Genomic DNA, 13,745 nt, shown 5'->3' with positions numbered 1-13,745 from the left:
CTCATAGAGGATGTCCTTCTTCCATCTCTTTGTTTATTTTTCAAAATTATAAAGAGGCGTACTTAAATATCTTTCCCCGTTGCTAGGAAGGATTGCCAATACTTTCTTACCTTTCCCTAGCTTTTTGGCTACCTGCAATGCGGCTGAAATGGCTGCTCCGGAAGAGATTCCTCCCAAAATGCCTTCTTCCTTGGCGGCACGGCGGGCATATTCGAACGCTTCCTCATTGTGGATTTGAATGATTTCGTCATACACATCTGTATTCAATACCTTAGGAACAAACCCAGCACCGATTCCCTGAATTTTATGAGGGCCCGGTTTGCCTCCTGATAGGACAGGTGAGTCTGATGGCTCAACTGCTACAATATCAATTCCTGGATAGGCTTCACGCAGTACTTCTCCCACTCCTGTGATTGTACCGCCTGTGCCTACACCGGCAATAAAAGCATCCAACTGTTCACCCATTTGCTCCACAATTTCCTTAGCCGTTGTTTGGCGGTGGACCTCAGGGTTAGCTCCGTTGTTGAATTGTTGAGGCATATAGTAGCCATGTTCTTTTGCAAGCTCTTCAGCCTTGCGGATTGCTCCTCCCATTCCATCCGGTCCAGGAGTCAAAACAATCTCAGCACCGTAAGCGCGCAGAAGATTTCTTCTTTCCATACTCATTGTTTCAGGCATCGTCAAAACGGCTTTATAGCCTTTTGCTGCAGCAATCATTGCAAGGCCGATCCCTGTGTTTCCGCTTGTAGGTTCAATGATGGTGGAACCTGGTTGCAGTAGTCCCTTTTCTTCCGCTGCTTCAACCATTGCAAGCGCAATCCGGTCCTTAACGGAGCTGCCCGGGTTCATATATTCTAATTTTAAATAAACATCTGCACTGTTTTCATCAACCAAACGATTCAATTTCACGATTGGTGTTTGCCCAACTAATTCTGTGATAGAATTTGCTACTTTAGCCACTCTTTACCCACTCCTCAATACCGAGTATTTTTATTGGTTTATTTACAATTTACATCCAGGTTTTCTTTTTGTCAATGAAATAAACGCCTATTTTCAGTTTATTCTTTCTCTTTTTTAATTATCCTTTTTATAAACTATTAAAACCCGATCGTTCGTTCGTAACTAGATGCTTGCTATTTCTCTGTTTGATCCGAAGCGTTTCTTCTGATCAGCTGTTCATGAAACGCACAACTATATAAAAAAAGATACAGCATTGACACTGTATCTTTTTTAGTACTTCCATTTCACATCACGTTCGTGCCAGAAATATTCGGCAGTAAGAGCCCCCGGCATTTCTGCTAAGGCAAGTTGGCGGGCAATCATTGATTTCACTTCTTTGAAAGGATATTGTTTTCCTTTGATTTTCTCGTGCAGATAGAGGATGCTGTATCCGCCATCCACCTTAAACGGCTTACTGTATTCACCCTTTTTCAATTGTGCTGCCTTTTGTATGTACTTCTCGTCATAATGTGTTTGTTTTTTTGTTAGATAGCCGATGTCTCCGCGTAAAGATGCGGAATGTTCATCTGTAGACTTCTCGCTGGCCAAGGCGCCGAAAGAAGCTCCTTCTTTCAATTCTTTTTCAATCTGTTTTGCTTCTTTTTTTGTATCCACCACTATATGGGCTAAATGATAGGTTGTCGGCACTTTGTAATCCTGCAGATTTTGATCATATGTCTGTCTGACCTTATCTTCGCTGACCTTCACATCTTTCACCAGCAACTTCTGAAGCAGGATATTGTTTTTAATTTGCTTCTCCCACTCTTTTTCATTTTGAGCTGCCTTCTGGTCATATGATCCGTACAGCGTTTTGATAAAGATAAGCTCTGTTTTTAATTCCCGGTCAGAAACAGTCACATCCAGCTCTTCGGCCGTTTGGCTGACTACTTCATGATTGACCAGCTGAGTCAATGTCTCTTTGCCGTACCGTCTCTCTAATTCCCTCCATAACTGCTCACGTGTAATCTTGGTTTTACCCACAGTTGCTACTTCTTCGTTTGCTGAATCGCCAAGATTAGATGAAAAAGGCTTTGTAGTTAAAAGAAGCGTTACAAGATTGGCGATCATAAGCAGTGCAATGATCGCCAGTAACTGTTTTTTTGACAACGGGATACGATCCCCTTTTACTGAGCGTCTTTTTCTAATTGTTCAAGCTCCTCCTTTGTAAAATGATATTTCGCATTACAAAAGTGGCAATTCGCCTCTGCTTGGCCGTCTTCCTCGATGATATTGCGTATTTCATCTTTGCCTAAGCTAATCAACGCATTTTCGAAGCGTTCTTTAGAACACTGGCAGACAAATCCAACCGGCATTTTCTCCAAAATTTGGACATTTCCTTTACCTAGTAATTCTTCGAGGATATTTTCCGGAGTCAATCCATCCTTGATCAATGCTGAAATGGGACGAATCGTTTTCAGGCGTTCTTCAATAGCTGAAATCGTCTCTTCCTCAGCCCCCGGCATTAATTGAAGAATGAATCCGCCAGCGGCAAGGATCGTATTATCCGGATTCACAAGTACGCCTACACCTACTGAAGACGGAACTTGCTCGGATGTCACTAAATAGTAAGTAAAGTCGTCTCCAAGTTCGCCTGATACGATTGGCGTCTGGCCGGTGAAATAATCGCGAAGCCCAATATCCTTTACTACAGTCAGCATTCCTTCCGTTCCGACCGCGCGTCTTACATCAAGTTTGCCATGTTCATTCAAATCAAAATGGGTTTGCGGATTCGTCACAAAACCACGAACTTCTCCTTTGGCGTTGCTATCTACAAGAATTGTGCCGATCGGGCCGCCGCCTTCAATTTTGATTGTCAATGTATCTTCACCTTTAAGCATAGCACCCATCATGACGCCTGCTGTCATGGCCCGTCCTAGTGCTGCAGAAGCTGTCGGCCATGTATAGTGGCGCCGCTGCGCTTCACCTACTGTTTCCGTTGTTGAAGCTGCATACGCCCTTACTTGTCCATTATATCCTAATGCTTTCACTAAATAGTCTTTCATCTATTGACACTCTCCTTATATATGTTTAGTCGATTGGTCTTTGTTCCGTTGATAAATCAGCTTTAAACCTTTAAGCGTTAAAAATGGATCGACGACATCGATGCTGTCTGATTCGCTCGCGATCAGCGATGATAGTCCACCCGTGGCTATTACTGTCGGCTTTTCTTTACTTTGTGCTTTCATACGGGAAACAATTCCTTCAACCTGTCCGACATAGCCATACAGGATGCCCGATTGCATGGCGCCAATGGTGGTCTTGCCGATAATGGATTCCGGCTTGGCCACCTCAATGCGCGGCAGCTTTGATGCTTTGGAGTAAAGAGCTTCCGTTGAGATGCCGATCCCTGGTGCAATCGCTCCCCCCATATATTGCTTCTTCTCGTTTATATAGCAATAGGTAGTGGCCGTTCCAAAGTCAACAATGATCAGTGGGCTGCCGTATTCATGAATGGCGGCAACTGCATTAACAATTCGGTCAGCTCCCACTTCTTTTGGATTATCATATTTTATATTTAAGCCTGTTTTAATGCCAGGTCCTACTATTAATGGTGTTTGTTTAAAATAATTAAGGCACATTCTCTCCAATACAGGCATAATCGGCGGCACGACGGATGAAATGATTATTCCGTCAAAATGACTGAATGACAACCCTACATGCTCAAGCAACAGCTTAATGGTCAGGCCGTACTCATCTTCTGTTTTGCTCCGGTTCGTTTCGATACGCCAATGATGCTTTAATTCATCGTGCTTATACACGCCGATGACTGTATTTGTGTTCCCTACATCCAAAACTAATATCATTTTCTCACCACTTTTAACGTTTTTCATCTTCACATCATAACACAATCGTTCTCATACAGATAATTTGAAAACCTAAAACAAAGATTCAACTGCTGCTCTTTTAAAGATCTTATTTCACGGCAATGCACAACTATATGTTGCTTTATCGTATATCCTCTTCAAGATGGCATTCAAAAAGCCGATCCCTCAATGGGACCGGCTTTCATTGAAATTGGCTTACTCTTTTTTATCAGTTGGGAAAGATATCGGTTTATCCTGCATGTTTCCTTCAGGGATGGATGGCGTTTCCTGATCAACATGTTTTTCGTCGATATCAGGTGTCTTGCCTTCATCCAGTGGCGGATTAACTGCTGGCTCTTCCTCTTTCTTGCCGATGTTTACTTTTACATCACCGTCTTCAGAATCAAGTTTGCCGTTCAATGTTTGGTATTTTCGTTCTGGCAATTTGCCGTTTTCGAAAAGGCTCTTGATTTGATCAGCATCCAATGTTTCTACTTTAAGCAATGTAGTGGCAATCAGATCAAGCTTGTCACGGTTTTCAGTAAGGATGGTCTTCGCTCTTTCATAAGATTCCTTAATGAAACGTTGTACTTCCAGGTCGATTTCATAAGCAATGGCATCAGAGTAGTTCTGTTCATTGTTGAAATCGCGGCCAAGGAATACTTGGCCTCCTTGAGTAGAACCGAATTGAAGCGGTCCAAGCTTGTCGCTCATGCCATACTCGGTGACCATGCTGCGCGCAATAGCTGTTGCACGCTGGAAGTCATTATGTGCACCAGTGCTGACTTCACCGAACACAATTTCCTCAGCAACACGTCCGCCAAGCAATCCGACAATTTTGTCCAATAGCTCCGGTTTTGTCATGAAGAAACGGTCCTCTTTCGGAAGCATAACAGCGTATCCGCCGGCTTGGCCACGAGGCACGATTGTAACCTTGTGGACTACTTCCGCTTCATCTAGCACCATACCGATGACCGTGTGGCCAGCTTCATGGAAAGCAACAATATTGCGTTCTTTTTTGGAAATGACGCGATTTTTCTTAGCCGGTCCCGCTATAACGCGGTCTGTGGCTTCATCAATATCGGCCATATCGATCTTTTTCTTGTTTTGGCGAGCGGCGACTAGCGCTGCTTCATTCAGTAAGTTTTCTAAATCCGCACCAGAGAATCCAGGCGTTCTTGTCGCGATTGCTTTCAAGTCGACTGTATCGTCAAGCGGCTTATTGCGGGCATGTACTTTAAGTACAGCTTCGCGGCCCTTGACATCCGGACGTCCCACTGTGATCTGGCGGTCGAAACGGCCAGGGCGCAATAAGGCAGGATCCAGAATATCCGGACGGTTTGTCGCAGCGATGATGATAATACCTTCATTCACTCCGAAACCATCCATTTCAACTAGCAATTGGTTCAGTGTTTGTTCACGTTCATCGTGTCCTCCACCTAAACCAGCTCCACGTTGACGTCCCACAGCATCAATTTCGTCGATGAAGATGATACATGGAGCGTTTTTCTTAGCATTTTCAAACAAATCACGTACACGGGAAGCACCGACACCGACAAACATCTCAACAAAGTCAGAACCTGAGATGGAGAAGAAAGGAACGCCTGCTTCTCCGGCAACTGCTCTTGCCAATAATGTTTTACCTGTACCAGGAGGTCCCACTAACAGTACCCCTTTAGGGATACGCGCGCCGACTTCGGCGAATTTACGAGGATCTTTCAGGAACTCAACGACCTCTACAAGCTCTTGTTTTTCTTCATCCGCCCCTGCAACATCCGGGAATCGGACTTTTTTCTTCTGATCGTCATAAAGCTTAGCTTTACTTTTACCGAAGTTCATCACACGGCCGCCGCCGCCTTGAGCTTGGTTCAATAAGAAGAAGAATAATACAAACATGATAATGAACGGGATGATCCCTGTCAGGAATGACACCCAGCCACTAGTCTCCTTAGCCTTAAGGATTTTCATCTCTGTATTTGTTTTATCAACTGCATCACGGATATCAGTCATCGTCGCATCACTGTTCACAACATATGATGAGAAAGTTTCGCCTTGCTTAGCGTCTTTAAGCTGTCCCTGCACCGCATAGACACCGCTCTCAGGCTGTAAGGTGAAGCTTTTGACTTTTCCTTCATCCAGGTAATTGATGAATTGATTTTGGCTTATATTTTTATCAGTCTCATTATTGTTGGTGAAAAGACTCACAATACCAATAATGACCAAAAGGATCAATAAATAGAAAATGGTATTACGGAAGATCCGATTCATTCCTTACCTCCTCCCACAGTCACGAATAAATAAAATGGTACCATAGTAACTCATCCTATTACAATTCATTTACATTCATTTCAGACTGTACATTTATATAAGTTCCATCCGCTTAGTTTTGGTATATTTCAGGCTTTAATACACCGATATACGGGAGATTGCGGTACCGTTCTGCAAAATCCAATCCGTATCCAACAACGAATGCATCTGGAACAATGAAACCAACATAATCTGCTTTAATGTCGCTCTTTCTGCCTGTCGGCTTATCAAGCAACGTCACAATCTTAATGCTTTTTGCTTTTCTATAACGGAATAGTTCCACCAAATAGCTCAGTGTTAAACCACTATCGATGATATCTTCCACAATTAAGATATCTCTACCCTCTACAGACGTGTTTAAATCCTTAATAATTTTAACTTCGCCTGAAGATACAGTTGAATTCCCGTAACTGGAAACATCCATGAAATCCATTTCCAGATGCGCATCGACTCTTTTAAACAAATCTGCCATGAAAGGCATAGCCCCTTTAAGGACACCGATTGCCAATGGAAACTTATCTTGGTATTCTTCCGTAAGCTGTTTGCCCAATTCACGGATTTTCGCTTGGATCTCTTCTTCGCTAATTAGTACTTCTTCAATTTCATTGTGCAAGCTCATTATACTGCTTTCCTCCTAGAAGAACGAATTCTACACATATTTTAACGTAATGAAAGACTTGTTTACCCCTGCGGCTTCTTGGTTTGATTTCTTCAAACCGGGAATCCAGAGAATTTCTTGGTTATCATCAACCACTATCGGCCAAAGAGCTCTGTCGGCCAAAGGGATTTTATGATCAATAAAGATATCTTTTACCTTTCTCGTTCCATTTAAGCCTTTCATTTTCATACGATCGCCATTTTTTCTTGTTCGGACTGTCAAGGGAAGTTGTGTACGCTCGGGATCTAACGTAAAAGTGTCGTTTCCCTGGGCAGTGCCGCCCTCGAATTGGTGGGCTTTGATCATACATCCATTCGGAAGTATAAGCTCTCCTGGGATATGTAAAGTGAAGGAATAAGGTTCTGACACTTGTTCACCGAATGCAAATGTGCAACTATCGTATGATTTGCGCACTTTAAGATTCGACGGCAAATGTATTTCACCGGATGGATGAGAATGATGAAAAAGGTTAATCACAGATTCAATATGAGCTGCGGATAGTTCTTCATGTCTTTCAAAATAAAGATAGTTTAATATTAGTTGAATCGCTCTTCTTTGTAAAGGCTTTGACATTTGAAGAAAAGACGGAATATCAATCTTTGATTCATTCGTGCCTTTCACCCACATTTTATCTAATTTTTCTTCAGCCAAAGAAAGGAGGAATGCTTCATCTTCCAGCAGCTCTTCACTAAAAAGTTGGAAATGTTCGTGCGCTTTCGGGTTTTCTTCCTTCAGAAAAGGCAAAACCCGATGCCGGAACCGATTGCGTGTATAGGCCAACTTATCATTGCTTTCATCCAAACGCGGGTTAAGGTGATGAATACGGCAATATTCGTCAATTTCCGCTCGGCTCGCCCATAGAAACGGCCGGACAACCTCATAGGAAGGAAAGCTGCGCTTGCTCGCAATGCCTGCCCTTGCGCTGCCGGCCGCTCCCCTGGTGAAGCGCATCAGCATCGTTTCCATTTGGTCGTCGCCGTGATGCCCAAGGACTAACTTATGTATATTATGCTTTTTCATGATGTCTTCAAAATGCGCATACCGGCATTCTCTCGCCGCAACCTGAGAACTTTTTCCTGTCTGTTCCATATAAGCCGGCACATCAATCCGGATGCCGTAGAAAGGGATCGCCAACCGCTCGCACCATTCCTTGACAAACAGATAATCCAGATATGACTCCTCGCCGCGGAACATGTGGTCGACATGCGCCACGCCTAATCGCAAAGAAAAGCGGTCTTTTATGCTGTCCATAAAATGAAGCAACGCCAACGAGTCCGGCCCTCCGGACACTCCAATCAGAACACTCTCTCCTTTTTGCAATAATTGATGCTTCTTGATGCTGTACAACGCCTTTTGAATTAACATGTTAAACTCCCTTTACCCTTGCAAATCGATCTTTCTTTCTAATTGTTGCCTTTATCTTATTTACACTTTTATTTTACTGTATAGAATCACTTTTTCCAAAAGAAAAGAAAAAAATTCAAATAAAGTAAAACTTGGCTTCTTACTGGCGATTGATCTCCCACTTATGCTTCTTCGCCTTCAGGCATCTTTTGGGATTATTGGCGCCAGTTAGAATGGGATAAATCGAAACCGATTCAGGCGCTGGTCATTTAGCCATCAGCCCAGCATATGTATATAAATATAGAGCCCATACAGACAGCAGACCAACACGACAAGAAAGAGCGTTTCAGCAAAACCGTTTCTTTTCTTCTTTTGCCTGTTCCCGGACCTCGTTCTGGTTGTTTTTTTGGCAGCGGGTACCGTAGAAGCCGATCCCGTTCTTTTTCTGACAACCGCTAGAAGATCGCCCCTCATCTGCTTTGCAGAAATATAGTTGCCCGCCAGTGCGTTTTCCAAGACTTCCTTGTACTCCCTTAAGCCAGGCGTCTGCCTGATTACCGTCTGCAACTGGCCGCTTTTCCCCGGCTGCTTATGAAAGCGATTGGGATGATAAACATTTATGACGATCATTGCGACAGAAAATAAATCATAAGAGGGCTCTGCCTTCCTAGATCCCATTCCCCAGTAGCCGCGGTCAAAGAACTCTGTAAATTCTTTTATGGCGCGGCCTGTGGGAGTAGTGCCGCCCACATCCACACATCTGATTTGATGGGCAGGCATGGTGACCAGCAGGTTCTCCGGCTTCAGATCGCCAAACACCCAGCCTGACGAATGTAAATGCTCTAAGTGTGTCAGCAGCTGCAATAACAGAGCTTCCATCCAATCCTTGCCTTTCCTTTTGACAAAAGGAAGAAGTTCTTCTCCCCGGATATATTCCATCACATAGAAAGGCATCGTGCCTCTATGGCTCACCCAATCATCTCCATGTAATAAATAAGGCCCGAGGGAAAACCCTTGGACCTTGGAAAAAGATTGTAAGACATTTATTTCGGAAGCAATCCCAGCATAATTATCGCTTACTTTCAATGCCACTTGTTTCCCATTGTAATCCGCCAAATAAACAATTCCATTGGCTCCAGATCCCAATTCTCTTATCACCGTATAATTATGCTTATTCCATTTGCCTTTAATCGTAGTTCCTGGTGCTATATTACATTGAATCCTCATAGAATGATTCTTCATCATTTGCTAGCAATCTCCTTAGAGAACGTTTTTTGCCGAAATACTGCAGGGCTTCGCTTAAAGCCGGACCTGTGGGCGTAATGCCCCGAGGTGTCAATTTTGTGAACACCTTCGTCAAGGAATCGAGCTTTGGCGTCCAATCCAGCATCTTCTCAACATCATTCTTTTTCCCGGGAAATAGGAAGACCGAAAATCTGTTCTCCCCCATTCTTGCATTCAAAGAAATAGAGAGATCGATCAGCGACTCTTTCACGGTAGGCAGCTTATGTTTCATACTAGCGCTTGTATCCACCAGGATCAGTACTTCCAAGGCCGAGACTTCGCTTAATTCATCCACTACTTCAATTACTTCGCCCCTTTTTTCAGGCGGCAAGTCTTCAATTGTGACATCCCTCCCTAGTATCTGCTTGAGTTCATTATTTACAACTCCCTGAATGGTTGTCGTCATTGCCTTCCTTGTCACCATTTGCACAGTTTGCGACAAGCTTTGCGAATAGACGACCTGGCTGACGCCTCCTCCTGCAGCTGCAATCGCTTCGATTTCCTGCATGCCCTGTTCATCGATTGAATCATTTTCTACTACGCCGATCACATTGACCGTAATGCCCTGCTCTCTCGCCAAAGCAGCCATAGCGGCAGGGTCTGGCCCTTGATTAGAGCAGCCATCCGTAATTAATAGTATTTGCCTTAATGTGCTTGGTTTCATGAAAATCACCCTTCCCTGACTTTGATAGTAGTAACCATCATCGCCAAAAAAGAGAGGAGCTAAACCATTACTGCGCCTTTTTCCGGATAGCCGAAACCGGGATGGATGACCATCTTGGCGTATTATGCTTTACTTTTGCCACAACCACCGTCATGTCGTCTTCAATTTCGCCTCTTGCGCGTATGACCTCCTCCAATATGCAATCAGCAATCGCCTGCGGATCGTCCGTCTCCAGTTCCTTAATTTTGCGTTTGATCCAAAACTCATTATTTTGGACGTTATGGGGCCCCTCGAATATGCCGTCACTCATCATAATCAGCAAATCTTCCGCTTTCAGCTGTTCGCAAACCACGTCCACGTCTAAATCTTCCATAAACCCGATCGGGAGGTTGCTCGATTCTATTTTAAATACACGGTCGCCTCTCTTTATGAAGCTCGGTGTAGAACATATTTTTAGAAATTTGGCTTTTGCATCTTGCAGATCGATCATTGCAAGATCGAGCGTCGAAAAAATTTCGTCCGTCGTCCGCAGAGATAGGATCGAATTCACAGACTTAATCGCAATTTTCTCTTCAATGCCCGATAAAAGGATTTTTTGCAAAAGCATCAGTGTCTCTGTACTTTCGATATGGGCTCTTTCTCCGTTGCCCATACCGTCGCTGATTGCTACGGCATACTTGCCGGCGCCTAGCTCCATGGTGGTGTAACTGTCCCCTGATACTAATCCTCCGCCCTTGGCCGCATGTGCAATCCCTGTTGAGACTGTGTATTTCTGGGCAGAACGGAAATTGGCAAAGCAGGAGCCTGCCACGCTTTCTGAGTCTTCTGATGTCACTAAAATGGTCTCTCCAAGAATATCCGATAGAATCGGCGCTATTATTTTTTCACATTCCCCCCGGTTTTGATAGTAAGGAAGTGTCATATCAATATCCACACTGCCCTGTTCCAGATTATAGATTTCCACGCTTCCCAATTGGACGCCAAAATCAGATATTGCTTCCAGGATCTGTTCCTCCTGCACATGATGGTTCTTTCTTTCTCTTTGGATTTCTTTTGCAAAATCACCCATCACTTCAGAAACGCCTTTCAATTGATCAGCAACCAACCGGCGGCTGTCCTTCACCTGTTTTTTTAATTTTTGGTTGGCATGATAGACAGACAACTCCTGCGAAATGGCGTCTATCACCTTCTTATGACGTGTTGTGCTGCATTTCTTGGCCCACTCCCTTTCTGTTCTGGCCGACAACTGCCTATCATTTGCGCTAAGCTCATTGGCAATATTCCTCATCCCTTCGTATGTGTCATTGAAATTCAGCGCCCAGCATTGCTCCTTTTTGGGGCAAGTCTGGCATGTTTTTTCGGTCACATTGCTTAGGAAAAAATCAAACTCCCTTACATCATCATCTTCACCATTCCATTCATCCATCTGTGAAAAGCTTTCCGATAAAGCTTCAAAGACATTGGAAAATTGAGCAACCCGCTGAGCGGTCACATCCCTCATCTTTCTCATATATTTCTGTTGTTCATTGGAATATTCCATTGTTCCCGGTATATGTTTGGCCACTCTTTCAATCAGGGAAGCAGGCGTCAGCAAAAAGAGGCAGATGGCGCCAATCGACTCGTATACAGTAACGATCAAGTTGCCGCTCCCATCCCCATACAGACCGATCAGAACAGTGCCGATCAATAACCCAGCGGCAGTCCCCGCCTTTTTGCCGTCCTTTAATAACCCCCCCAATAAACCGGAAAAAGCCAGTAAGCTCATCTGATATAAAGTGGATATGCTGGCCAAGCTAAAGATCAAACCAGTGACTACGCCGACTGTTGATCCAATCGCAGCTCCCCCTGCTAGAGAAAAGATGAGGACAAGATAGCGTGAGATAATATGTTCAAGCGATAGCCCATACAGTGACCAGCCGATGGTTCCTGTCAGGACGGAAGCCATCAGGATGATGATGCTGACCACTTCCTCCGTTTTGAGTGAACGAGTGCGTTTTTTCAAGGAAATAAGCGGTATGCATTGCATAAATATTAAGGTAAGTATAGAAGCGAGTCCGGCTTCAACCGCGATCATCATCCCATCATACGGGACAAGCTGGCGATTGGCCGCATAGTGGAGAGCCGTATTCGTAACGCCGAGCGAAATGAATACATAAAGCGAGGCCATTTTGAATTGATTGGCCAATGACGGCTCTCTTGCCTTATACAACAGCATGAAGATAATGGCACCCGCAAAGATGCTCACGCCGTTCATCATATGGACGGTGGCCGCTCCCGCCAAAAGGCCGATTAACGCATAGGGAGCCTTGTTTCTTCTCAGCATATAGACAGAAGCGAAGAATGGCAGCGCAAATGGGGCAAGCTGGGATAAGATAAGCGCCCTCCCCAGCAAGAAACCGATAATACTTAAAAAGAAGCCTCTCTGGATCAGTACATCCTCCACTTTCTTTAGAAATATAGACATCCATTTTTTAGCGCCCTCACCTGTATACGGCAACGGCATGTCATTCGTACGGTTCAACGTGTTTTGTCCAGCTTTCTCCATTCCTTTCACTCCTATCAAGATTACTTATCATGTTTTTCATTATAGAGAGACATGCCTTCTTTTTTTGTCGTAATGTAGAAATCACCCAATAAAAACGTTCGACGTAATTCTGTTAAATAAGGCAATTACGTACATAAAGCATGTCGGGCTGCCCAACAAATCATCTTTCCCTTTAAAAGAAAGAGTGAAAAATAGCCTTATTTAAAAGAAAAAGGCATGAATATTTTATAGACCGGTTTTATTTCGCATAACATGCCAAAAAGACAGAAATATTATATTTTTTATCTTTCCGTTGACAAATGGCATTTACCTAGGTAAGATATATCTTGTGCTTGAACAGCACGACAAAATAATGGCGGCGTAGCTCAGCTGGCTAGAGCGTACGGTTCATACCCGTGAGGTCGGGGGTTCGATCCCCTCCGCCGCTACCATATATGAAGGCCCGTTGGTCAAGCGGTTAAGACACCGCCCTTTCACGGCGGTAACACGGGTTCGAATCCCGTACGGGTCATCCTTTTGAAAACCATCAGATTATCTGATGGTTTTTTTATTTGCTTGATTGCCGAGAAAACAATCATTATGTTTGGCCGGATGAGTTATGTGGTAAAAAGCATGTACTAAGCACAGACTTCCAGTGCATTCCAGAAAGGATGTTGAATAGCATGTCTAACCTATTATTTACAGCAACCGCTACTACGATTGGCGGCAGAGAAGGATCGGTTAAATCATCTGACGGCGTGATTGATACAAATTTAGCCATGCCTGGCACCCCGCGTAAAGAAAAACTGCCTCAGGCAACAAATCCAGAGCAGCTATTCGCTTCAGGCTATTCAGCCTGTTTCGGAAGCGCCCTTGAAAATGTGGCAAAAAAAGATGGCGTAAAATTAGATCCGGAAGTAACAGCCAATGTCAGCCTGTTGAAAGATGAGAGCGACGGCGGGTTTAAATTGGCAGTCAAATTGCAAGTGAAAGATGAAAATACAGAGAAAAGCCAACTTGAAGAGCTTGTCAAAAAAGCCCATGAGGTTTGTCCTTACTCAAAGGCTACAAAAGGCAATATTGATGTAGAGTTGGAAGTTCTCTAATAAAGCGAAACGTTAAGGATTCTTACTAGCACTTGATCTTCCCAATTATACCGCT

General features: G+C 43.9%; 11 protein-coding genes and 2 tRNA genes. 3 read left to right on the top strand and 10 right to left on the bottom strand.

Going from position 1 to position 13,745, the window contains the following annotated elements; genetic code table 11:
• Window positions 1-33: 33 nt before the first annotated feature.
• From cysK to spoIIE, 10 genes are all read right to left on the bottom strand, one after another.
• Window positions 34-960, bottom strand: a complete 927-nt coding sequence (cysK, locus tag BN1765_RS01770) for a cysteine synthase A (RefSeq protein WP_050613591.1) — start codon at window positions 958-960, stop codon at window positions 34-36.
• 270 nt (window positions 961-1,230) lie between these two features.
• On the bottom strand, window positions 1,231-2,106 hold the full coding sequence (locus BN1765_RS01765) for a peptidyl-prolyl cis-trans isomerase (RefSeq protein ID WP_050613590.1): 876 nt from the start codon (window positions 2,104-2,106) through the stop codon (window positions 1,231-1,233).
• A gap of 17 nt (window positions 2,107-2,123) precedes the next feature.
• A complete protein-coding gene (hslO, locus tag BN1765_RS01760; protein ID WP_050613589.1) occupies window positions 2,124-3,002 on the bottom strand; it encodes an Hsp33 family molecular chaperone HslO in 879 nt (292 codons plus the stop codon).
• 15 nt (window positions 3,003-3,017) lie between these two features.
• Window positions 3,018-3,803, bottom strand: a complete 786-nt coding sequence (locus tag BN1765_RS01755; RefSeq protein ID WP_050613588.1) for a type III pantothenate kinase — start codon at window positions 3,801-3,803, stop codon at window positions 3,018-3,020.
• A gap of 216 nt (window positions 3,804-4,019) precedes the next feature.
• A complete protein-coding gene (ftsH, locus tag BN1765_RS01750; RefSeq protein ID WP_082195393.1) occupies window positions 4,020-6,071 on the bottom strand; it encodes an ATP-dependent zinc metalloprotease FtsH in 2,052 nt (683 codons plus the stop codon).
• Window positions 6,072-6,183: 112 nt separating this feature from the next.
• Window positions 6,184-6,729, bottom strand: a complete 546-nt coding sequence (gene hpt / locus BN1765_RS01745) for a hypoxanthine phosphoribosyltransferase (protein WP_050613587.1) — start codon at window positions 6,727-6,729, stop codon at window positions 6,184-6,186.
• A 30-nt stretch (window positions 6,730-6,759) separates the two neighbouring features.
• On the bottom strand, window positions 6,760-8,133 hold the full coding sequence (gene tilS / locus BN1765_RS01740; RefSeq protein ID WP_050613586.1) for a tRNA lysidine(34) synthetase TilS: 1,374 nt from the start codon (window positions 8,131-8,133) through the stop codon (window positions 6,760-6,762).
• 255 nt (window positions 8,134-8,388) lie between these two features.
• A complete protein-coding gene (locus tag BN1765_RS01735) occupies window positions 8,389-9,357 on the bottom strand; it encodes a protein kinase domain-containing protein (RefSeq protein WP_315969823.1) in 969 nt (322 codons plus the stop codon).
• Window positions 9,323-10,060, bottom strand: a complete 738-nt coding sequence (locus tag BN1765_RS01730) for a vWA domain-containing protein (protein ID WP_050613585.1) — start codon at window positions 10,058-10,060, stop codon at window positions 9,323-9,325. The genes BN1765_RS01735 and BN1765_RS01730 overlap by 35 nt, the downstream gene beginning before the upstream one ends.
• A gap of 67 nt (window positions 10,061-10,127) precedes the next feature.
• Window positions 10,128-12,605: a stage II sporulation protein E gene (spoIIE, locus tag BN1765_RS01725; RefSeq protein ID WP_050613584.1), complete on the bottom strand. Its 2,478-nt coding sequence runs from the start codon at window positions 12,603-12,605 to the stop codon at window positions 10,128-10,130.
• 354 nt (window positions 12,606-12,959) lie between these two features.
• Between spoIIE and BN1765_RS01720 the strand changes: the two genes are divergently transcribed.
• The 3 genes from BN1765_RS01720 (at window position 12,960) to BN1765_RS01710 (ending at window position 13,690) form a co-directional block, all read left to right on the top strand.
• Window positions 12,960-13,036: transfer RNA gene (locus BN1765_RS01720), tRNA-Met, on the top strand.
• Window positions 13,037-13,044: 8 nt separating this feature from the next.
• Window positions 13,045-13,116 (top strand) — tRNA-Glu (locus BN1765_RS01715).
• Between the two features lie 151 nt (window positions 13,117-13,267).
• On the top strand, window positions 13,268-13,690 hold the full coding sequence (locus tag BN1765_RS01710) for an organic hydroperoxide resistance protein (protein WP_050613583.1): 423 nt from the start codon (window positions 13,268-13,270) through the stop codon (window positions 13,688-13,690).
• The last annotated feature ends 55 nt before the right edge of the window (window positions 13,691-13,745 follow it).

It is taken from the genome of Bacillus testis (assembly GCF_001243895.1).
GTDB lineage: Bacteria > Bacillota > Bacilli > Bacillales > DSM-1321 > Bacillus_AD > Bacillus_AD testis.
Note: the sequence above shows the minus strand (reverse complement) of the source record. Positions and strands in the feature narration are given on the sequence as shown.

Bases quoted from the DNA above. Each gene is read 5' to 3' on its own strand.
- hslO (WP_050613589.1), bottom strand. From the start codon at position 3,002: ATGAAAGACTATTTAGTGAAAGCATTAGGATATAATGGACAAGTAAGG.
- BN1765_RS01755 (WP_050613588.1), bottom strand. From the start codon at position 3,803: ATGATATTAGTTTTGGATGTAGGGAACACAAATACAGTCATCGGCGTG.
- ftsH (WP_082195393.1), bottom strand. From the start codon at position 6,071: ATGAATCGGATCTTCCGTAATACCATTTTCTATTTATTGATCCTTTTG.
- hpt (WP_050613587.1), bottom strand. From the start codon at position 6,729: ATGAGCTTGCACAATGAAATTGAAGAAGTACTAATTAGCGAAGAAGAG.
- tilS (WP_050613586.1), bottom strand. From the start codon at position 8,133: ATGTTAATTCAAAAGGCGTTGTACAGCATCAAGAAGCATCAATTATTG.
- BN1765_RS01735 (WP_315969823.1), bottom strand. From the start codon at position 9,357: ATGATGAAGAATCATTCTATGAGGATTCAATGTAATATAGCACCAGGA.
- BN1765_RS01730 (WP_050613585.1), bottom strand. From the start codon at position 10,060: ATGAAACCAAGCACATTAAGGCAAATACTATTAATTACGGATGGCTGC.
- spoIIE (WP_050613584.1), bottom strand. From the start codon at position 12,605: ATGGAGAAAGCTGGACAAAACACGTTGAACCGTACGAATGACATGCCG.
- BN1765_RS01710 (WP_050613583.1), top strand. From the start codon at position 13,268: ATGTCTAACCTATTATTTACAGCAACCGCTACTACGATTGGCGGCAGA.